The sequence below is a fragment of the Halohasta litchfieldiae genome (genome assembly GCF_002788215.1).
In the GTDB taxonomy this organism is placed as follows: domain Archaea; phylum Halobacteriota; class Halobacteria; order Halobacteriales; family Haloferacaceae; genus Halohasta; species Halohasta litchfieldiae.
The window spans coordinates 2,706,863-2,727,730 of record NZ_CP024845.1 but is presented as its reverse complement, the minus strand read 5'-3'; the positions used below and the strand labels follow the sequence as shown (position 1 = coordinate 2,727,730).

Annotated in this window: 22 protein-coding genes and 1 pseudogene; 5 read left to right on the top strand and 18 right to left on the bottom strand. The window is 60.1% G+C overall.

All coding sequences use genetic code 11. The features are described from left to right. Positions 1-3: 3 nt before the first annotated feature. A pseudogene (locus HALTADL_RS13755) lies at positions 4-423 on the top strand (DUF2270 domain-containing protein); the annotation flags it as partial. A 79-nt stretch (positions 424-502) separates the two neighbouring features. Here HALTADL_RS13755 and HALTADL_RS17450 read toward each other — a convergent pair. From HALTADL_RS17450 to HALTADL_RS13710, 10 genes are all read right to left on the bottom strand, one after another. Further along, positions 503-655, bottom strand: a complete 153-nt coding sequence (locus HALTADL_RS17450) for a hypothetical protein (protein WP_162551737.1) — start codon at positions 653-655, stop codon at positions 503-505. Positions 656-674: 19 nt separating this feature from the next. Then, positions 675-1,103 carry a universal stress protein gene (locus HALTADL_RS13750; protein WP_089673205.1) on the bottom strand — a complete coding sequence of 143 codons (429 nt, stop codon included), beginning with the start codon at positions 1,101-1,103 and terminating at the stop codon, positions 675-677. A 433-nt stretch (positions 1,104-1,536) separates the two neighbouring features. Then, the gene (locus tag HALTADL_RS13745; protein WP_089673204.1) at positions 1,537-2,403 is read right to left on the bottom strand and encodes a universal stress protein; all 867 of its coding nucleotides are present in this window, start codon (positions 2,401-2,403) and stop codon (positions 1,537-1,539) included. 99 nt (positions 2,404-2,502) lie between these two features. After that, complete coding sequence (locus tag HALTADL_RS18075; protein WP_394327361.1) at positions 2,503-2,619, bottom strand: hypothetical protein; 117 nt, start codon at positions 2,617-2,619, stop codon at positions 2,503-2,505. A 17-nt stretch (positions 2,620-2,636) separates the two neighbouring features. Continuing rightward, complete coding sequence (locus HALTADL_RS13735; RefSeq protein WP_089673203.1) at positions 2,637-3,512, bottom strand: ATP-grasp domain-containing protein; 876 nt, start codon at positions 3,510-3,512, stop codon at positions 2,637-2,639. Positions 3,513-3,562: 50 nt separating this feature from the next. Then, on the bottom strand, positions 3,563-4,093 hold the full coding sequence (locus HALTADL_RS13730; RefSeq protein WP_089673202.1) for a 50S ribosomal protein L16: 531 nt from the start codon (positions 4,091-4,093) through the stop codon (positions 3,563-3,565). A gap of 121 nt (positions 4,094-4,214) precedes the next feature. Next, entirely contained in the window at positions 4,215-5,021 is an 807-nt protein-coding gene (locus HALTADL_RS13725) for an AAC(3) family N-acetyltransferase (RefSeq protein WP_162551736.1), read from the bottom strand. A gap of 322 nt (positions 5,022-5,343) precedes the next feature. Next, a complete protein-coding gene (locus tag HALTADL_RS13720; protein WP_089673200.1) occupies positions 5,344-5,619 on the bottom strand; it encodes a ribonuclease P protein component 4 in 276 nt (91 codons plus the stop codon). A gap of 43 nt (positions 5,620-5,662) precedes the next feature. Further along, positions 5,663-6,925, bottom strand: coding sequence for an outer membrane protein assembly factor BamB family protein (locus HALTADL_RS13715; RefSeq protein WP_089673199.1), 1,263 nt, complete (start codon positions 6,923-6,925; stop codon positions 5,663-5,665). A 46-nt stretch (positions 6,926-6,971) separates the two neighbouring features. Then, a complete protein-coding gene (locus tag HALTADL_RS13710) occupies positions 6,972-7,409 on the bottom strand; it encodes a hypothetical protein (protein WP_089673198.1) in 438 nt (145 codons plus the stop codon). Between the two features lie 174 nt (positions 7,410-7,583). Here HALTADL_RS13710 and HALTADL_RS13705 point away from each other — a divergent pair, with 174 nt between their 5' ends. After that, positions 7,584-8,939, top strand: coding sequence for a methyl-accepting chemotaxis protein (locus tag HALTADL_RS13705; RefSeq protein ID WP_089673197.1), 1,356 nt, complete (start codon positions 7,584-7,586; stop codon positions 8,937-8,939). A gap of 7 nt (positions 8,940-8,946) precedes the next feature. Here HALTADL_RS13705 and HALTADL_RS13700 read toward each other — a convergent pair whose 3' ends face one another. Continuing rightward, positions 8,947-9,690: a DUF2797 domain-containing protein gene (locus HALTADL_RS13700; protein ID WP_089673196.1), complete on the bottom strand. Its 744-nt coding sequence runs from the start codon at positions 9,688-9,690 to the stop codon at positions 8,947-8,949. Between the two features lie 175 nt (positions 9,691-9,865). Here HALTADL_RS13700 and HALTADL_RS13695 point away from each other — a divergent pair, with 175 nt between their 5' ends. After that, complete coding sequence (locus HALTADL_RS13695; RefSeq protein ID WP_089673195.1) at positions 9,866-11,407, top strand: hypothetical protein; 1,542 nt, start codon at positions 9,866-9,868, stop codon at positions 11,405-11,407. 39 nt (positions 11,408-11,446) lie between these two features. Here the strand turns inward: HALTADL_RS13695 and cmk are convergent, their stop codons facing one another. After that, complete coding sequence (gene cmk, locus HALTADL_RS13690; RefSeq protein ID WP_089673194.1) at positions 11,447-12,082, bottom strand: (d)CMP kinase; 636 nt, start codon at positions 12,080-12,082, stop codon at positions 11,447-11,449. Between the two features lie 115 nt (positions 12,083-12,197). On the opposite strand from cmk, the gene HALTADL_RS13685 reads away from it, so the two are divergent. Then, positions 12,198-12,953 carry an NRDE family protein gene (locus HALTADL_RS13685; protein WP_089673193.1) on the top strand — a complete coding sequence of 252 codons (756 nt, stop codon included), beginning with the start codon at positions 12,198-12,200 and terminating at the stop codon, positions 12,951-12,953. Positions 12,954-12,982: 29 nt separating this feature from the next. Here HALTADL_RS13685 and HALTADL_RS13680 read toward each other — a convergent pair whose 3' ends face one another. From HALTADL_RS13680 to HALTADL_RS13670, 3 genes are read right to left on the bottom strand one after another with little or no spacing between them, the layout of a single operon-like run. Next, on the bottom strand, positions 12,983-14,056 hold the full coding sequence (locus HALTADL_RS13680; protein ID WP_245708465.1) for an ABC transporter ATP-binding protein: 1,074 nt from the start codon (positions 14,054-14,056) through the stop codon (positions 12,983-12,985). Between the two features lie 2 nt (positions 14,057-14,058). Beyond that, a complete protein-coding gene (locus HALTADL_RS13675) occupies positions 14,059-15,711 on the bottom strand; it encodes an ABC transporter permease (RefSeq protein WP_089673225.1) in 1,653 nt (550 codons plus the stop codon). Between the two features lie 47 nt (positions 15,712-15,758). Further along, positions 15,759-16,814, bottom strand: a complete 1,056-nt coding sequence (locus tag HALTADL_RS13670) for a thiamine ABC transporter substrate-binding protein (RefSeq protein ID WP_089673191.1) — start codon at positions 16,812-16,814, stop codon at positions 15,759-15,761. Positions 16,815-16,984: 170 nt separating this feature from the next. Here HALTADL_RS13670 and HALTADL_RS13665 point away from each other — a divergent pair, with 170 nt between their 5' ends. Beyond that, complete coding sequence (locus tag HALTADL_RS13665; protein ID WP_089673190.1) at positions 16,985-17,338, top strand: helix-turn-helix transcriptional regulator; 354 nt, start codon at positions 16,985-16,987, stop codon at positions 17,336-17,338. A gap of 10 nt (positions 17,339-17,348) precedes the next feature. On the opposite strand, the gene HALTADL_RS17445 is transcribed toward HALTADL_RS13665, so the two are convergent. From HALTADL_RS17445 to HALTADL_RS13655, 3 genes are all read right to left on the bottom strand, one after another. Then, entirely contained in the window at positions 17,349-17,522 is a 174-nt protein-coding gene (locus HALTADL_RS17445) for a hypothetical protein (protein ID WP_162551735.1), read from the bottom strand. 70 nt (positions 17,523-17,592) lie between these two features. Next, on the bottom strand, positions 17,593-18,663 hold the full coding sequence (locus HALTADL_RS13660; protein ID WP_089673189.1) for a phosphotransacetylase family protein: 1,071 nt from the start codon (positions 18,661-18,663) through the stop codon (positions 17,593-17,595). Beyond that, the gene (locus tag HALTADL_RS13655) at positions 18,660-20,753 is read right to left on the bottom strand and encodes an acetate--CoA ligase family protein (protein ID WP_089673188.1); all 2,094 of its coding nucleotides are present in this window, start codon (positions 20,751-20,753) and stop codon (positions 18,660-18,662) included. Before HALTADL_RS13655 ends, HALTADL_RS13660 begins: the two co-directional genes overlap by 4 nt. Between the last annotated feature and the right edge of the window lie 115 nt (positions 20,754-20,868).

Genomic DNA, 20,868 nt, shown 5'->3' with positions numbered 1-20,868 from the left:
GAACTCGAAGCGCGACGGTATCGCGGATACGATATCTGGCGAAGCAGGGTCAGGAAGCTCCAAGAGAACGTCTTTGCCTATGGGCTTGACCCCTCCGCCGGATTAGTCGACCCCGATTGGCGTCAAAAACTCAGTCAGGATTATCGGGAGCCAACGATCAAAACCAGTGCTGAAGAAGCCATTGCCCACCGTCTCCGACGAGTCTACCTGCCGCTGTTCACGATCTTGATCGCTGCGTGGCTGGTTCGAATCACAGCGTTCTCTCCAGAGTCGCTGACCGCAACTGCAGCAGTTGGGATGATCCCGGGTTGGGTTGTCGTCGCTACTGTGGCCGTATTCTACCTTGGCGCGGTTGGTACTGCCATTCGTCCTCGGACGTGGTACGCCAAAGGTGAACTCCGCTCCGAAAACCTCCGAAAATGAGATACTGAAGGGTTGCTCCCCTCTAGAGCGTCGACGTCGAATCCACTGTCTGGTATCGACCCTCCATAGCGAGTTCAGCCTATTCGATTTCTTCGACAGCCACAGTCTCCATCCCACCATCGTGTTCCTCCCGCTGTATGTGGCGGCGAATCCCCTCCTCAGTGGCACTCGCCTCGACAACGTCGACCGTGATCCCAACCGATCTGTCTCGGTGAACCGGTGTCGACGACACTACGCTAGTGAGCCAACGGTCAGCGGACGATGATTACGGGAATTGGAGCCCGTTTAGACACTGTCTCAGCCACGTTTCCGACAAGAAACTGTCGCGACGCACGACTCCAATCTGCACCGTGGGCACCAACCACAATCGTATCGTAGTCCTCAGCTCGGTCGAGAATATTTCGGGTAGGGTGGCCGATGCCGACCACCGTTTTGATTTCCCGATCACGCTCGTCGCCGATCTCACGGGCGCGTTCGAACGCTGGCTCGGCACGGTCAGCGGCAGCCTCACTGATATCCTCATCGAGAGCGAGAGCCACTACATCACCCATCATCATCGATGGGACGCCGACGACGTGTAAGACGGTAACATCGGCTTCAGGATGGTTGTCAAGAGCGTATTCGAGGGCTTCAGCGGCATGGTCGGAATCATCCATCGGCACAAGAACTCGTGAGAGCATGTCTCAAGAGGCGTCATCCAGCAACCTAACTCTCCCCGTCAGTCGACTCTCGAACAGTTCTCGAACACTTAAAAAAGAAATACAAACAATCGCTATAGCCTCACCCAGTTGGGTTTTCTATATTGTGCTCGTTCAATCTTTTGTCGACCGTCGGTTGTTTCATACTGACCCATCATGCCACCAAATCACATCTCTATCATGCTACCAAATCACATCCCCATCATGAGCACGGGAAGCAGGACACCCACCCCGATAATCAGGAGCACAATCATCGTGATATCGAGTTGGTTCGATGAGGAGGTCGGAAATCAAACCTCCGAGACGGTGTCGAATGCGTCGTCGACCTCTATGATCGAACGGTGTGGCAGTTCATTAGTGGGTGGCGGTCAGTTTCGTACTCTGAGTAACTGTCGTGGCAGTGTCCCACTACGTCCTACTTTGAGGGCGACACCGACAACACCGGCATCTCGGCGAGACGGACGACTTTCTCGGTCACACTCCCGATGAGGAACCTCTCAAGACCGCTTCGACCATGCGTTCCCATCACGACGAGGTCGACATCGCGATCAGCAGCGTAGTCGGCGATTGCTCTGGAGGGAGACCCACTCAGGATAGATGCCTCAACCGACTGGACACCCGCGTCAGTGGCGCGTTCGATGACGGTGTCGACTGCCTGTTGGCCTGCGGTCTCCAATGAGTCCAGTACTTTGCCACTGCCGTACTCACCCGCGATAATCGTGAGGTCGACAGCGTGAACGACGTGGAGCGTCGCATCAGTCATTACCGCGAGTTGTATCGCGTGTGTTGCGGCTGTAGTGGCCGTCTTACTGCCATCGGTCGGTAGGAGTATCGTTTCGAACTCCGAGACGATATCGGACGCTTCGTGGACGGTGAGAACCGGTATCGGCGAGATCCGGAGCGTTCGCTCGGCGACGCTGCCAAGAACCAGGCGGTTCAGTCCAGTCCGTCCGTGGGTTCCCATTACCACCACGTCGACATCGTGTTCGGTGCCATACTCGATGATTTCCTGATGCACTGGCTGGCCGGGTTCGATGACCTGGGTCGTGATGTCGACCTCTTTATCATCGGCTCTGGCGGAGACATCGCCGAGCACTCGTTTTCCCTGGGTAGCTAACTCGGTGGAAAGTTCGGATTTGACCCTGTCGGGGTGATTGTTGTATTCGATAACATAGATGGCGTGGAGAGATGCGTTGAACCGCTTGGCAAGAGCGATTCCTTCTGCAACGGCTTTTTTTGCGGCATTGCTTCCATCTGTTGGAACGAGAATTTTGTCATACATGTTTCCATCCGATTGTATGGTGCTAACTTTGCGTGAGGGAGAACAAACCTCTACTTTCCAAGTACATCTACTCAGTACACATCTCGTGTCCAGATAGCTTCATCTTTCAAAAACGGCATAGAGAGACCACTCCGAACAACTGCCTGCCATCGAGCCAGTGTGTGATTTCGCCGCTGCGGCTCCGGCTTCGGTTCGCGACGATTTGAGTACTACAATCGGTGAATACAGGGTCGCTACGCTGTGTTCGCGGTTCGGTTGATAAGCGTAGCCAGCCGATCATAGAAGTCCTCGTCGTACTTGGTCGCTGCATCCACGGTTGGCCGGGCATTGGTTTCGTTGACCACGAGTCGGTCAGGAGTTTCGAGCAGGTCGACACCCAGATACGAGATTCCAAGCACCTCAGCAACCTGCTCAGCAAGCTGCTGATGCTCGGCGGGCAGTTCAATCCCAGTCGCCTCCGCACCGCGGTGGACGTTGTGTTTCCACCGACCATCTGCGAGTTTCTCGGGCAGTCGACGCTCAACGGCTCCCACACAGTCGCCATCCACGACCATCACGCGGTAGTCCCGAGCATCCGGTAGGTACTCCTGAATCAGATAGGATTTGTCGCCGGTCGACCGGAAATCGTGGATGAGGTTGAGGTAGTCGACGATCCCAAGCAGGCTATCCATATCGGCCGCCTTTGCGACGCCGACCCCCCGAGTCGCGGAGTTGGGTTTGATGACGACTGGAAACGAGAGGTCGCCCACTGCGTCGGTGACGACTGACTCATCGACCGGGTTCGAGAGCATGACGCTCTCGGGAACCGGCAGGTTGGCGGCATCGAGGGCCGCGATGACGCCACCTTTGTTTCGAGAGGTGAGGACTGACTCGCGGCTATTGACCCACGGGAGGTCGTGGACCGCGTCGATGGCTGCGCCCTCCATCAGTCGACCGGGATAAACAAAACCGACATCGAACTCGGCTGTGGGGTCGACTGGCTCGCGGCCAGTGAGCTGAATCAACCGCTCTTTGGCCTGTAGATGGCCGATTTCGATGCCGCGATCAGCGAGTGGCTCGCGTATTCGGTCGAAGGTTTCGGAGCTGGTCGAGACCGCGAGCCGGAGCATACGCTGGTGATTAGGGGGAGACTGCAAAAGTGGTGGTGATTCGATTCAGTTTACGAGACGAGGAGATCTTCGCCACGCTCGACAACGATGCGGCACGGCGGCGAGATCTTGTTGTAGGCGCGTCGGAACGCTTCCTTGACGACTGGGGCCTGCTCGGCGGTACAGTAGGCCGTGAAGATCGGCTCGTCGGCACCCATGCGGGCGGCCGTGCCGACGATTTTACCGAACGACTGGCGCATTCCGTCGGAAACACGGTCGGCACCCGCGCCGGTTGCCTGTTTGTTTTCCCGAAGGATCTGGTGAGGGAACTTCCGAAGCAGCATCTTGTAGTTGCCCTCACCGAGAGTTTTCAGCAGGTGGCGGTTGGCCGAGAGCCGCGAGGACTCAAGGGAGCCGTGGCGGAGCTGAACGGCCTCTTCGGAGACGAGGCTGATCTGGACGGGGTAGTCGTCGGGATCGGCCTGGAGGTCTCCCATGCTGTGCTGTGCGACCTTCGACTGCGGAATACCGGTGATGTAGTCACGTCGTGTGTACGAGGGCTTGTCGATATCCCTGTACATCGAGGCAGGTTTCTCTCCCATGGTTACTTATCGAGTCGAAGGCCACAGCCCCGAATAAAGCCTTCGATGGGATCTCGCGGTTTCGCGGCCTGTGAGGCAGTCACACAGTCGAATCCGCACAGCGTACTCTGCCCGTCGACAGTCAGGTAACCAGATAGTATGGGTCCCCGGCGATCTTCGGGGCGAGTGCCTCACGCATCTCACGGGCGTTGAACGCGAACAGCCGGAGCCCGTTGCAATTATACCGGTCGAGAACACCCTCGCTTGCGAGATACGCACTGATTTTGGCTCGGTTCCACGTCACTGGCCTACGGTACTCGTGACTCCGCTGGGTAATCTGCTCGTGGTTGGTCTCGTCGTGATACAGGATGCCGTCGTACGCAGCCGTTCGAACATAGGGCACATCGAAGTAGCACTCGATATAATGGAGCTGTGAGGCGGTGAGCCAGTCAGTACCGATATTCAGGTAGCGAACGTTCTCTTGGTCGAGCAGGCCAAAACAGCCCGTTTCGGCCCAGCTATCGTGGTGGTCACAGTCCTCGAAGCGGGAGGGACCACGGACCAAAATCGAGTTGGTCGCATCGTCCGTTCGGTAGTCAGCCGCAGCGTGAAACAGCTTCGAGAACGTCCCGAACCGTGGGGCACAAAATTGTTTGTGGTAGACCCGTCCATCGTCTTTCCGAAACGAGGGGGTAAAGCCGGGGGCCATGATGCTGTCGAACCGGCTATCGAGGGCTTGCAGCACGAATTCGAACGGGTTGCCCTCGACGGCGGCATTGATGTCGCTGAGCCCGATGTGAACGAAGACGGTGTCATCGCTGTAGCGGTCGAGGATCGCCCCCAACTTCCGTTCGTCGACGGGAGTAGCCGAGGCTGGCCGAAGCCGCCGTCGGAGATACATCCCCGCACGGTTCCGTACCGTCCGAACCGCGTGGTACGTTTCACTCACGCGAGTGAGCACTGATGGTCGACTGTGTGTGTAGCCACTGGACCCTCGCCGATCTATCTCGCCCATACTATTGCGTTAATGAGTTGCCGCAGGTTCCAATAGCAGTTTTGCCCAGCTACATCGTACATCTGACCGGATAGTCACCTTTCTCTTGTCGAGGCTGCAGCGTGAGGAGTTGCCGCTCGATTATGGTTTGCTCGGGACTGATGGCTCCCAGAGCCCCGAAGAACCCAAGCGGGAGACGATGTATCTTCGACTGAAAACGAAGAAGCCTAGATTCGGTCCGATGAGAGCGTCCTGATTTCGTGGCAATCGTAGTCGACTATTCATACGGATAGCGCTGGGTTGCGCCACAGTCACACCGAACGACGACGTGGCCGTTGTTGAGTCGCACCCGGGCGTTGACACCGGGGCGGAGCGCGACGTCGCACTGCTTGCAGGTAAACCGTTTGAACTCACGGGGGAGCCCACAACGGTTTCGCTCGGAAATCCGGCGAGCCAGCCGAATATACTCCCGCGAGCGGTCGAACTCGCCAGCGGAGGTTCGTTCCTTGGCGAGATCGAACAGAATATCGATTCGCTCCTCAGCGATGCTCATCAGCCTAACGGGGACGCGGCGGTCGGTTAGGTGTTCCGGACCGCTATGCTGTGTCGCCAACGTCGAAGGCGCTCAGTCGACCGTGACCATCCATACTCACGAGGTCGTCGCTCCCGTCGCCGGTGAGATCCACAAACTGTGGTGAGACGTGAATCGAGTCGTCGCCTTCGTGACGGACAATGATCTCGCCCGCCGTATCCAGCAGGACGACTGCCCCGGTGTAGGTCGTCGCGGCGATTGTGGGAGTTCCATCACCGAACGGATCACCGACGACCGGCGCGTTGAGCCGGGTCTCGTCGCCGTCGACCAGCGATTGCTCCCAACTGACGGTCCCATCAGCGACCGATAGCGACCGCAGGAGACCATCGTTCACCGCAACGAGGAGCTGGTCGTCGTGACTGTCGCCGACAGAAACCACCTCTCCAAACGGGGTCGTCCATTGGGTCTCACCGTTCGCATCGATACAGACTGCGGTCTCTCTGGTGCCGACCGCGAGCAGTTGGTCGCTGCCGTCCGTGACCGTCGTGAACGACCGCGGCGTTGCGTCGACCGGCTCGGTCCACTGCCGCTGGCCGCTGGCTCCGAACACCGACACTCCCGAATCGCTTCGTCGACCGTGGGCGATGGCGAGAACCTGCTCACTGTCGCCTGTGAGGTCCGTGAGAATCGGCGATGTACTGATTCGCGTGTCGATATCGTGGCTCCAGACGACCTCGGACTCTGGGCTGATGGCGACGATCAACCCCTCGAAATCGGCGGCGACAACGTGGTTCGATCCAATAAAATCGCCGACGACGGGCGCGGTGTAGCCAATCGAGTCGAGTACGGTGGCGTCGAGTGTTTGGTCGCCGCTTACTGCGTCGAATCCCAGCAGTTCGCCGTTTTCGGTGCTGGTGAACACCTCACGACCGCCGTCACGAACGCCAGTGCCGATATCACCGACTGCGTGTGGGGTGCAGTGGGTTCGGTCGATGGGTTCGGTCCACGCCGACTCGCCGGCCCCGTCGGCGGCGGTGACACCACAGTCGTCACTCCCAGTGAGACTGCTATGGGGGGCGACGACTCTCGGCTCGTCGACGCTATCAATCGCGGCAAACTGGTGGTGGTTGCCGCCGTACTCGGTTGTCCGATCACTCGTCCACAGCGATCTAAGTTCGGTCGAAGAGAGCGTCTGCGAAACCCGTTCTCGGAGACCGAGACAGCCAGCTACCGAGACCGACAGCAGACTCCCGGCCGCAGCCAATGCGCTGCGACGGGAGATTCTGCTGCCGATGCTCGTGGCAGGCAGTGGAGAACGCTCATCCATTATCGACTAAAAGCGAAGACGGTACCTAACCGATTCGATTCTCGGCTTAGTCTTCGAGTGCGTCAGCGATTCGGCGGAGTTCGCGGTTGGCATCACGGACTTCGTCGCGGAGCTGTCGAACCTCGCGGACGAGTTCCTCGTTGCCGACGCCCGACTCCTCGCCGGGGGCGCCAGCGCCACCGGGACCGCCGGGACCGCCACCCATGCCGCCCGGGCCGCCACCGCCGCCCATCATGCCACCCATCATCTGTGCGAAGGGGTTGCCGCCGCCACCGCCACCCATGCCGCCCGGGCCGCCACCGCCGCCCATCATCTCCTCGGGATTCGGTGCGCCACCCTCGCCGCGTTCTTCTCGCTCCTGCTGTCGTTTCTCGCGGATTTCCTCGACGCGCTCGCGGAAGGATTTCTCCTCGTCGCCCTCGGCGCCGGTCGACTCTTCGACTTCATCCTCGCCGTTCGGTGTCTCTGATTCGTCGTCTGTCATGACTCACCGTTCGACCGGGGAACGGAAAACGGTTGTTCATCCATACGCCCCGACCCCGACTGTCACCACGCGCGCTCCAACTGAGTCGCTCGTCGACACCATCATGAAATCTAGTTATCACGTCGAATAATTGAGCCAGCAGTTTATTTTGGAATGCTTTCATACAGTGTTGGTATGAGTCAGTCTGGTGGGGATGCGGACTCGGAGCTTCCCTCGACGCAGTTTCAGTTGGCCGAGAAGTACAGGGACCTCAGCGAGACGGCCGCCAAGGTACAGCTCCAAGAGCGGAGCAAAGAGCTGTCAGCGATCACACGCGCCAACGAGTTGTTCAGCGACCTCGGCCAACCAATCGGAGAACTGATCGATACCTACGTCAGCGAGCTTCCGCAGTGGTTCCAGTACCCCAGCGTGACCGAGGCCCAGATCGCCGCCGGGGATCAGATTGCCGAATCGAGCGGCTTCGAACGAACCGCCGATCCGCTGACCCACGAGGCGGTGACCGAGAACGGAACTCGGATCGTGATCGATGTCGTCTACACCGAGGATCGACCCGCCGAGGACGACGGCCCATGGCTCACCGAGGAACACGACCTCGTGGAGACGCTGCTCGGCTTTATTAAGGGCCACCTCAACCAGTTGGAGCACCGACAGCAGATCGAACAACAGCTCCAACAACAGCAGATCGTCGCCGATGACGTCGAATCCGGCGTTCAAACGGTCAAACAGACTGCCGACGAAATGTCAGCGAGCACCGACGAGATCAGCGACCACGCCCGCAACTCGGCGGATTCGATGAGCGAGGTCGCCCGAGAGATTTCGGATATGTCGGCGACCGTCGAGGAAATTGCCTCGACCGCCGAGGAGGTTGCGGCGACGAGCGCGAACGCCGAAGACCTCGCCGAGGAGGGCCGGGATGCCGCGACCGAAGCCATCGACGTGATGCAGCGCGTCGACGAGTCGACCCAAGACGTCTCGACCGATGTCGGCACTCTGCAGGACCGAATCGATGAGATCGACGAGATCGTCGAAGTCATCAACGAGATCGCCGACCAAACGAACATTCTCGCACTGAACGCCTCCATTGAGGCTGCACGCGCCGGTGAAGCGGGCGAAGGGTTTGCAGTCGTCGCCGACGAGGTCAAATCACTGGCCGGCGAATCCCAAGAACACGCCACCGAGATCGAAAACATGATCGAGGAGATCAAATCTGATGCCGACGATACGGTGGCCAGCCTCGAAGAGACTACCCATCAGGTCGACCAAGGAATCGACAAAGTCGAAAACGCGATGGACACGCTCCAAGATATCGCCCAAGCCGTCCAAGAGGCCTCCGAAGGTATTCAGGAGGTCTCAAGCGCGACCGACGATCAGGCCGTCTCGACCGAGGAGGTCGCCAGCATGGTCACCGAGTTGGTCGACGAGACCGAAGCTGTCGCCAGCGAGATCGAGAAGATCGCTGCGGCGAATGAAAAACAGGCCGACAACGTCGACGATATCAGCCGGAGCATCCGGCAGTTAACGAACAACTAACTATCAGTTAAAACGAGCCGAGACTCGACTGTAGCTCCCGACTACTCCGCCCGTCTGTGACCTCGTAGCCAACCAAATTCCGCATATCGACCGCGTAGGTCGACCCACCTCGATCAACCACTAACAGTCGCCCTTTTGTCCCGCGAACAGTGCCGGTCGCTATCGTCTCGTCGACTGGCTGGCTCTCAAGGCCGAGCCCGTAGTCGAATGTGAACGTCTCGATTGGATCGAACTGGTCGAGAAGATTCTGCCACGCCGACGCGTCGACCGACTGGCCGAGGCCAGCCAGTTTGGTTGGCACCCGCACGCGATCCGGGATCTCCTCGGCGATCTCGGCCTCCAGTCGACGGGCGATTCGGCCATCGTCGACGGTTCGGATGTGGGCTGCCCGATCTGCACCCTGCTCGCGGAGCCGCGTCTCAAGCCGCCACTCCTTGGTGACGCCGACTTTGAACTGGTCGGGTGCGAAGGCGGCGAGATAGATCGCGTGATCATCGAAGCAGTCCATCTCATCCTTGAGACAGCTGCCGGTACAGCGGGCACAAACCCACGTGTGTTGGTGATCCGGGCAGTAGGGGGCGGCTGAGTTTTCGCAGGCGATGTGACTATCGTCGTGAACCGTTCCGGCGCAGTGGCGCTCGCCGAGAGTGTATTCGAGTTCAGCTCCCGGGTCGAGTTCACGGTAGGTGAGGCCATCGCTGTCGCTCACCAGTAGCCCACCCGTCGACGAATCGTAGCCCACGATCTGCACACTCAGTCTACAGGACGGATAAATAAATCCGTATCCATCGTGCGTGGTCGCTCCCGATAATCACGTGTGGTAGCCGGTAGCTACGGTTCCACTCGGTCGCGTAGCCAGTGGCTACTCAGGCTGTCGACTGCCGTCTGCGACAGGTCTATGGGCGTGGGTTGCGACCGTCAGGAAAATGAAACGGAGCGAGTTTATCGATCTCGTAACTAGATCTAGATCCGATGAGACGGCCGCCGAGTTCGAAGATCGCGTCGACGATCAGGCCCGACGACTCACAGAGACACTCGAAGCGGGCCACCTCGAATCGCCCGACTTCGGTATCGGCATGGAACTCGAAGTGTACGCCGTCGACGACGAGGGAACGCTGACGCGGCTTCCGAAATCGGTGTTTGAGGCCGACTGTGCCAAGGAACTCGGCTTGCACAACGCCGAACTCAACACCTCGCCCGACACGCTGACCGAGGCTGGCATCGAAGCCCAAGCCGACAAACTCCGGGCCAGTTATGAGTCGACACAGGCCGCGGCAAGCGAGGAGGACTGCGAGATCGTCCTTGATGCGATGTGGTCGGTCCCACCCGCGGAGGGAACTCAGTCGTACTTCGGCGATGTCGACCGCGAGGACGGGGTGCTGATTGCGAACAACATGGCGCATTCACCGCGGTACAGCGCGATTGATACCGAGATCCTCGACAAATGCGGCGGGAGCGTCTCGATTTCCGTCCCGGGAGCCGACGTCTCGTTCCCGACGATTCTCGTCGAGTCGCTCACGAGTTCGATCCAGCCACATCTTCAGATTCCCGACACGGAGACGTTTCCCGAGGCCTACAACGCCGCCATCGCAACGCTTGGACCGATCCTTGCGCTGTCGACCAACTCCCCACTACTGCCTGTCGATTGCTACGATGTCAACGATCCCGAATCCCTCCTCGATGACACCCACCACGAACTCCGGATCGATGTCTTCGAGCAGTCGATCAACGGAGCATGGGAGAAGGTCAAATTCCCGGACAAAATCGACTCCACAACTGACGTCATCGATCTGTTAGTCGACGATCCAACCGTTGCCCCATTCCTCCGAGAGTGGCTGGAAGATGGGCCGCGTGAGACGTTTGCCGACGACTTTTGGGAACTCGATCACAAGCGCGGCACCTACTGGCGCTGGCTTCGTGCGGTGACGGGCGGCCAACCGGTTGGCGACGGCGACGAGCAGTCGCTTCGTATCGAGTACCGACCGATTCCGACCCAGCCGACCGTCGACGATATCATCGGGCTTCAGTGTCTGGTTACTGGCGTTATCCGCGGGCTTCTGCTCACTGACCACCCCGCCAAAACGCTCGATCAGTCGACTGCCGAGGCGGCGTTCTACAGCGCTGTCAGAAACGGCCTCGATGCCGACCTCGCATGGATTACCGCCGACGGCGAGGAGACGACCGACTCCGGGAAGATCTACGCGGAACTGTTCGAAATTGCTCGACACGGCCTCCGTGAGCAGGGCGTGAGCGACGACACGATAGACCGGTATCTCGACCCGATTGAAGCACGCTGGGATCGTCAACTCACGCCGAGTCAGTGGAAACTCGATCAGGTGCGGGCTGGGCTCACGTCGGGTCTGACGTTCCCCGAGGCAGTGCGGGAGATGCAACAGGAGTACGCCGCCCGCTCGTCGACTGGCACACCGTTTGCCGAGTGGGACAAAGAGACAGTTCAGTCACGGTAGCCGGCGACTACTGTGATGGGTTGACCGTCAAAAGTGGATTCAGAGTTCGACCGGCGGCGTGTCGAAGGCACCCTCGTCGGCGTCGTGATCGTAGGATTCGATTGCCGCACGCACGAGTTGGAAGACGCCCTCTTTGCTCCAGCGGGCGGTGTTGAGCTGGATGTCGTAGAACTCGCGGTCGTCGACGTCGATATCGTAGTAGGCCTGATACCGACCGGCCTCGCTGACTTCGCGAACCTGCATTTCGGGCTCGGTTTCGACCCGCCCGTCGATCCGTTCGAGTCGAACCTCGTCGGGCGCATCCAACCAGAGCCGCAGGTCGGCGTGGGAGCCAGCAAGCCAGCCCGCCAGCCGGGATTCGAGGATGAACGGTTTGTCGGCCGCACCCCACTTTTCGGCAATCGTCTGGAGTTTGTTGTCGAGTGCGCGGTCGATTGAATCCGACGTGTCGGCCGCAGCAGTCTGCTGATTCAGACTGAACCCTTTCTCCTCGGCGAGCTCGCGGAAGATGTCGCCCCCGGAGACGTAGGGACAGTCCATCGCCGCCGAGAGGCGCTTACAGAGCGTCGTCGCCCCACAGCCTGGTGGCCCCGAAACAGTAATAAACAGCGTCGAGTCAATCGGCTCGTCGGTCACATCACTCGGGGTCAGATGGGATGTATCATCATTGGTCATGTGAGTTGACTCTCAGATTTGTGTGAACGCCTGTTATGTTCATCGGTTCGGGCCGGTCGTGCCGGTGTCTCCGACCGGACCTGTTGTTTTATACCACGATGTGCTACTGTCACCCGTGTGTACGCTCGTCTTTGCGTGGCAGGTGTTTCCTGACTCGCCTATCGTTGCTGCCGCCAATCGTGATGAGGCGCTGGGTCGACCATCCGAACCCCCGAGTCAGTATCTCGACGGAGTTACCGGGCCGACTGCAATCGCGCCACGTGACAGCACCGCGGGTGGGACGTGGATCGGCTACAACGAGGCGGGGCTGTTCGTTGCGATCACCAATCGGTGGGTCGACCGTGAGGGCGAACGCTCGCGGGGGCAGCTAGTCGCCGACTGTCTCGGTCTCCAGTCAGCCAGCGAGGCCCTCGACCACGTCAGGGAGTCGACTGCGACCGACGCCTACGCAGGCTTCAATCTCGTTGTGGCCGATCCCGACCGCGCTGCACTACTGGAGTGGGATGGTGACCTCGCTGTGACCGACTTCGATCCCGGCGTCCACGTCATCGTCAACGTCGGCGCGGATGGCGATTTCTTCGAACCGGCGGCTCGGCCCGAAGTGGGTCGACAGCAGGCTGACAACGCCGAGACGCTTCGGACTGCGCTCAAACCCAAAGACAGAGAGACCGCCGATCAGTGGGTCGACCGGGCGGGCGATGCGCTCGGCAACCACGAGTACGGTGTCTGTGTTCACGGTGATGGGTTCGGCACGCGGTCGGCATCGTTGATTCAGCTCATACAAAAGGAAGACAAGATCGTCGACCGCTACTGGTTTGCGGATGGTCCACCCTGCAGGACATCACTTAAACGAGTCACAGAGAGCCTCTAACCGGACACGCTAACGTAGAACACGACGAGTCACAGTATGTGGATATCGTCGGCATCGAACTGGAGTGTGACCTCGCCCTTCGGCGGTGTGGTGGCGGCTGCTTTCACGACGATAGTACGGTTGTTCCACAGACAGTGTACATGGTAGGCATCCCCGAGGAATTCGACTGTGTTGACCGTCGCTGACAGTGTCTGGCCGTCGACCGGTTGATTGTCCGTATAAATCGACAGCAGTTCGGGTCGGATCGACAGCGTCACCGATGTGCCGTCTGCTGTGTCGGTTCCGGTTGGAAGCGGTAGTAATCCACCCTCAATCGAAAGCTGCGAGCCGTCGTCGGTGACGCGCCCGCTGAACACGTTGTTGTCGCCGATGAACTCGGCGACTGCGCGGGAAGCCGGATCGCGGTACACCGCCTCCGGCGTGTCGACCTGCTGGAGCTGCCCGTCCTGCATCACGGCGATCCGGTCGCTGATTGCCAACGCTTCGGCCTGATCGTGGGTGACGTAGACGGTCGTAATATCTAGCTCGCGCTGGATGGTTTTGATCTGTACCCGGAGCTGTTTGCGGAGCCGCGCATCGAGCGCCGACAGGGGTTCGTCCAACAGAAGTACATCCGGCTCGGGAGCCAGCGCTCGGGCCAGCGCGACGCGCTGTTGCTGCCCACCCGACAGTTGGTCCGGCTCACGGTCGCCGAAGCCCGCGAGGTCGACCAACTCCAACAATTCCGCGACACGCTCGTCGGGGTCGCGGTCGCCCGAGAGGTCGTGGAACCGCAGCCCGTAGGCGATGTTTTCGGCGACGCTCATGTGGGGGAACAGCGCGTAGTTCTGGAAGACAATGCCAATATTCCGGGATTCCGGTGGCTCCGCGGTGACCTCTCGTCCGTCGATGATCACTTGTCCCTCCGAGGGAGTTTCCAGTCCAGCAATCGAACGCAGTAGTGTCGTTTTCCCACAGCCCGAGGGCCCAACAAGGGTGAAGAACTCACCATCACGGATGGACAGCGAAACGTCGTCGAGAGCAGTCACACTGCCGAACCTGACTCTGAGGTCCGTCACGTCGACGCTCGCATCGGGTGTCGGTATACTGTTTGTTTCTTTCATTGTCATCGTCTGTTCCACCGCCGTCCAGTGCGGTCGATGAGGACGAAACTGATCGTCGTCACCGCCAGCAGCACCGTCCCCATCGCCGTTGCTGGGCCGAGGCTCGGCCCCAGCGACCGGTTTCCGATATAGCGTTCGAGAGCGACCGGCATCGTCGCACTGTCGACGCCCTCGGCTAACAACACTGTCGAGTCAAACTCCCCGATACTGATCGCAAACGCGAAGGCTGCCCCGGCGACGAGCGCCGGCGCGATCAGCGGGAGTTCGATGTCGACCAACGCAGTTTGTCGGTCGGCTCCCAGTGCTCGCGCGGCGTCGACGAGCCGGTCGTCGATCCCGCTCAGTGCCGGCGTTATGTTCCGTGTTACAAAGGGGTAGGCTGCGACCGCGTGGACGGTGACGATGACAATCGGTCCCGTAACGGTGATTCGGTGGCCGAACAGCTCCGTGCCGAAGACGAGCGTCCGGAGCATTCCGAGTCCCAAGACGATCCCACTGACCGCCAGCGGCGCAGTCAGCAGTGCCTCGGCGAGCCGAGAGCCGCGACTTTCACGGATGGCGACCACCGAGACCAGCACCCCCATCGGCAACGCCAATGCCAGCGCGCCCACACCGAACAACAGCGAGTTACTGATCGCCGGAAGTGGTTGGGTCGTCCCGACCGCTGCCGAGGACTGCTGCGAGAGGAGGAACCCGTAGTAGTCGAGGGTAAACGCCCCCTGTGGCGTCGTTAGGCTCTCTATAACGAGGCTTGCTAACGGACCGACAAACAGCACGACGGCGAGGAGGCTGTAGGCAAACAGGCCGAGTCGACGCGGGTCGACAAGCGACCGCCACCCCACAAACAGCGGTTTTCGGGCCAGCCTCCGGCCGCCACTACTCGATTTGATCTGGGTAGCCTCGTAGCGAAGATAGATGTAGATCAATCCCAGCGAGAGCGCCGTTTCGATAGCGCCCAGTGTCGCCGCCTCGGTGAGTGCGAGATCCTGCACGCGGGCGTACAGCCACACCTCGACCGTGGCGAGCTGCAGTCCCCCAAGCGCGAGGACGATGGGAAACGACATGAACGTAAAAATGAACGTAAGGACGGCCGAGGTGAGGATAGCCGGTATGAGCTGTGGGAGCGTCACGTCATAGAATGCTCTGAGCGGCGACGCACCGAGGGTTCGGGCCGTTTCGACGCGACGGGTGTCGACCGACTCCCAAGCGGCGGTCACCAGCCGCGTCACCAGTGGCGCGTTGTAGAATGCGTGGGCGAGAATAATGATATTCAATGTCCCCACCAGTTTGACGGGACCGAGTCCAACAACCGACAGCAGATCGTTGAAGACGCCGGTTTGGCCGAACATTGCTAGGAAGCCGACTGCGACCATAATTGAGGGTAGCACGAAGGGCAAAATTGTTACCGACCGGAGGAACTTCCGGCCCGGAAACTCGAAGCGGGCGAGAAGGTAGGCACCCGGCAATCCGACCGCAACGCTGACGACTGTCGACAGCAGTGCTTGGTAGGCGGTGAACCCAAACAGATCGACGTAGAAGGGGTCACCGAGCACAGCAACAAGTGGGTCGACGGTGAATTGGCCGTCGACGAGGATGGCACTGCTCAGGACGCTACCGACCGGATAATAAAACACGACGACGAGCGTCGCCAGCATGGCGGCGACCCCAGCCGGGAGGAGCCGGAATGCCCGGAGCCGCACGGTTAGTTGCTCACGATTTGGCGTGCCCAGTCGTCGATCCAACCGCTGACGTTGCCGACCAGTTCGTCGTAGCTAAACGTCACCGGTTCGGGGGGTTCGAGTGCGAACTCGCTGAAGTCGCCACCGGGGTCGACGCCTTCGACCGATGGGAACTGGACGTTTCTTGTGGCGATCTCGGACTGCGCCTCGTTGGTGAGCATAAAGGACATAAATTCGCGGGCCAGTTCCGGGTTCTCCGCGTCGACGAACTCGGCCATGCCTTCGGGGTTGGCGTAGCCTTGGTCGTTGAGGAAGCCGACTTGGTGCCGGGACATGTCGACGCCCTCGCCGTTGTAGAACACCTGATCGGTCGAGTAGGAGACGACCATCGGTGCCTCCTCGTTTTGGTAGGCTTCGTAGGCGTCTCCCCAGCTCGAAATAATCTGGACGCCATTGTCGGCCAGTTGGCTCCAGTAGTCGAGGTAGCCGTCAGCACCTTTCTCGTTGATCGTCCACAACAGGAACGCCCGACCGGGGTCGGACTGCTGGGCGTTCTGGGTGATGAGGCCGTCCTCGTATTCGGGCTCTAAGAGCGTGTCGAAGGTGGCTGGCTCCTCGACTTCGCCCTCGTCGTAGACGAGACTGATATACCCCGTGTCGTAGGGGATCACTCGGTTGTCGGGATCGAAGTTCAGCTCCGGTTTGACCGTGTCGACGCCTTGGACCTGGTCGGTTGTCGAGGCAAACAGCGGATCGTCGAGCTGTTCGTCGGCCCGGACGAGTTCGCCCGTGTTGAGACCGACAAAGAGGTCCGCATCAATCGGTGCCCCCTCGGATTTGCGCTGGATGAACTCGTTGACGCCGCTTTCCGGCGTCGTGAACTCTACTGTGGTGTCTGCCTGTTCGTCTTCGAAGGCGGATTTGAGCCAGTTGCCTGCGGTGTCCTCCCCGGTAAACGAGGAGTAGGTCGCCACGGTGAGTGTTTGCCCTGAGCTGCTGGACCCGCCGAGACAGCCTGTCAGTGCCGCCGCCCCGGCGACACTGGCTCCACTGCGTTTGAGAAGCGTGCGTCGTTTCATACCTCGGTTGTTTCACTAGGGAATACTTGAAGGAATCGTTGTATCCCCGCCGACAACAGTCGACGCCTCCCAACTGGTGGCGCGCTCGCCGACCGTCGGAAACCGCTTGTCGACTGGCGTGGAATTCAGTACCTAAACTGTTAAACGACTCGCGTCCGGATATGACATATATGAGTGCCGCCGAGATCGAAGACAGTCTTTCTGAGGACGAGTATCGTGGGCTGGAACTGATCCGTGAGACGGGTGGGATCCATCAGAGCGACTTCTGGAAGGACCTCGATGTGTCGTCCCGAAAGGGAAGTCGGATCGCCGAAGCGCTGGTCGACTCCGGACTGATCAAACGCGAAGACACCGTCTACAACGGCCACAACACCTATTATCTCGAACCCGCCGCCCGAGATCTCGATTTCCGCCTGCTGATGGCCGGCGACATGCTGTCGCCGTTTATCGGCGAGGAGGAAGTCAACCCACAGAGCGACTCCTTCTCGCAGTGGCTGATGAATCTCGCCTACGAAGACCACTGATCGACTCGTCTCACTCGGTGACGAACCAGCCGGTCCAGTAGAGCACAATTGTTCCCACGAGCGTGAGGATCGGAAAGAGGAACACGAACGTCGTCCCTGTCGGATCGGGCACGAGCACGGCAAGCCCGAAGGCGGCGATTCCGCCGTAGATGATGCTATTCTGCAGCCGTGGACGGTCGACCATAATTAAATATAGTGTGGCTACCAAAACAGTCGTTTGCGTTCACTTATAAAAGCGCACCGACAGTGCCGGACTACTCGTCGGATTCGCCGCCGATCAGCGCGTCGACGTCGACGCGCTCACTCAACAGATTGGCCATCGTGTCGACCGTCCGGCGGTCGCGGGTGCGACCACTTCGGACGACCGATTCGGCACGCTCGACAGCGGTGAGCGTGTCGGTGTTGATCGCCAGCACGGGGGTGTTGGCCTCGGCGGCGCGGCCCAGGATTGCTGGGGATGGCCGGTGGCCTCCCGTCAGAATGAGGCAGTTGACGCCGGAGGCTTCGAGGGCAGCGGTGTGGATGTCCGAGCGGTCGCCGCCGGTGATGACCGCGGCGTTGCGCGCTCGTCGGAAGTAACGGAGCGCCTCGTCGCCACCCATTGCGCCGACGAGGAAGCGTTCGACGATCTCGTCGGAGTCGACGTCGGTCAGGACGTCCGCACCGAGTTCGTCGGCGAGTTCCTCGATTGTGACGCCTGCCAGCGTCGTCTCCTGTGGAATCGCGCCGAAGACTTCGACATCCCTGCTTTCGAGGAACGGGATCACGTCGCTGTTGAGTTCCTCGAAGGCAGCATCAGTGATCCGGTTGAAGACGACGCCGCCGAGATTGTCGCCGATGTCGTCGACCGCCGCCAGCAGGTTGTCGATATCGCCCGGCTGGGTGTAGTCGGCGACGAGCAGGACCTCGGCGTCGAGGAGTTCGGCGATGTCGACGTCTGTGAGGTCGACGATGCCGCCGGTGTTGAGCGAGCCGCCGCCTTCGACGACCATGAGGTCACGTCCCTCAGCGAGGCCGTCGAACTGGGTTTTGATCTGCTGTTGGAGTTCGGCGGGGTCCTCGCGGCCACGCATCGCGCCGTCGATGAACGTTGGCGAGTAGACGACGGGTTCGAGTTCGTGCATTTCGGCGTCGATATCCAGTAGCTCACGGGCGAGCATTGGATCTTCGTCGAGCGTTTTGCCGACGTTGCTCTGGAGACGCGTGCCTTTCGGCTTCATGTAGCCGACCGACTGGCCCCGGTCGCGGGCGATACTCGCTAAGGCGAGGGCGATAGCGGTCTTGCCGGTGCTTTCTTCGGTTGCGGTGATGAGTAGCGATTTCATAGTTTCTTGGGGTCGACGGTGAGTCTGATGTCGACGGCGTCGACGCCGTCGGGCGTTGCGACCAGTGGGTTGATGTCGAACTCCATGATCGCCGGGAAGTCCGCGACCAGTTGGGAGAGTCGCTGGATCGTCTCGACGATTCCGTCGACATCGGCCGGATCACGACCACGTGCACCACGTAGGAGCGGTGCCGTCTTGATTTCTTCTGTCATTTCACGGGCTTCGGACTCCGAAACGGGGGCAACGCGGAACGTCGTATCCTCTAAGATTTCCACGAAAATACCGCCCAGCCCGAACATCATCAGCGGGCCGAACTGCGGATCGCGGTTCATCCCGACGATGGTTTCGGTGCCCGAATCCAGATCCGCCATCTCCTGAAGCTGGACACCCAAGAGGTTCGCATCCGGCTGGTAGTTTCGGGCTCGCGTAATCAGGTCCTCGTAGGCGTCTTCGACCTCGTCGTCCGAAACGCCGACTTTGACGCCGCCGATGTCGGATTTGTGGAGGATATCGGGGCTAACGATCTTCATTACCACGTCGCCCTCGATTCGTTTGGCGACCTCAAGAGCGTCCTCGGGTGAGTCGACGATATCGCTATCTGGCATCGGAATGCCGTAGGCCTCAAGAAGGCCCATGGCTTCGACGCCGAGGCGGTTGTCCTCGCGGCTTTCGACACGTTCGAGGATTTCCCGGGCGGCCTCTTGGTCCACATCGAAGTCGGCAGGGGGTTCGTACTCCCGGCGCTGAATGCCGCGGTACTCCCAGAGCGAATCGAGTGCGCCGATGGCTCGGGAGGGATCGAAGTAGTTCGGAATCCCGGCATCCGAGAGAATTTCGGCGGACTCGTCGACGCTTTCGCCGCCCATGAAACAGGCAGCGACAGGTTTGCCGTGTTTCTCTCGCATCTCGACGGTCTCTTTGGCTAACTGCTCGTAGTCGAGGACTGCGGTTGGGCAGGACAACACCATCGCCGAGCCGACGTTGTCGTCGGCCAGCGCAATATCGAGTGCGTCACGGAACCGGTCGACGTCGGCGTCGCCGACGATGTCGACCGGGTTGTAGATGTTGCCCTCGGGGGGCAACTGCTCGGAGAACTCATTGAGCGTTTCTTGATTGAACGTCGCCATTTCGAGGCCCGAGTCGCCGACCGCGTCGGTCGACATCACACCGGGACCACCAGCGTTGGTGATCACGGCGACATCGTTGTTCTCCGGCACTGGCTGGTTGGCCAACATCTGGGCAGCGTCGAACAAATCCTGGACCGATTCGGCCCGCAGGACGCCCGCCTGATCGAGTCCAGCCTCGTAGGCCTGCTCGGAGCCGGCGATTGTGCCGGTGTGGGAGGACGCGGCCTGTGCACCAGCGTCCGTTCGCCCGGATTTCACGAGGACGATTGGGGTGTCCTGTGTGACCTCGCGGGCGGTGTCGATGAACTCTCGGCCCTGACTAATTCCTTCGAGATAGCCGATGATGACGTCGGTATCTTCGTCGTCGCCCCAGTGGTCGACGAAGTCGGTTTCGTCGAGGACCGCCTTGTTACCAAGCGAGGCAACGTCTTTGAAGCCGACGTCCTCGTCGTTGGCCCAGTCGAGGACGGCCGTGATGAACGCGCCCGACTGGCTCATGAATGACATGTTGCCCTCTTTGGGGCTGTCGGGACCGAAGGAGGCGTTCATCCCGTTGGCCGTCGACATGATGCCGAGGCTGTTGGGGCCGACCAGTTTCATGTCGTACTCGGCAGCGATTTTCTTCAGTTCTTTCTCGCGGCTTGCGCCGTCGCCGCCGGTTTCACCGAAGCCAGCGGTGATGACCACCACGTTTGTGACTCCCGCCTCACCGGCCTGCTCGACGGCGGGCAGGGCGATCTTCGGCGGGACAACGATCACAGCCATATCGGCGTCGGCCGCTCCGATGTCGTCGACACAGGAGAGGCCCAACACCTCGTCGTAGTTGGGGTTGACCGGAATAATCGTCCCCTCATATGCTGAAAGAAGATTATCAGTAACCGCTCGCCCGATCGACCCCTCGCGTGCGGTCGCACCGACAACCGCCACGCGCTCCGGCGCGAATAGCTCGGTTAGGGTTCCCATCGCCCATATCTTTCGGCCCTGCGCTCTTAAAGTACGGTGTACTATGACCAACATGCGATATGATAGGTCATCTCATCCGTTATTTTTCATTATTTATACGTCCTGATACTAGAAT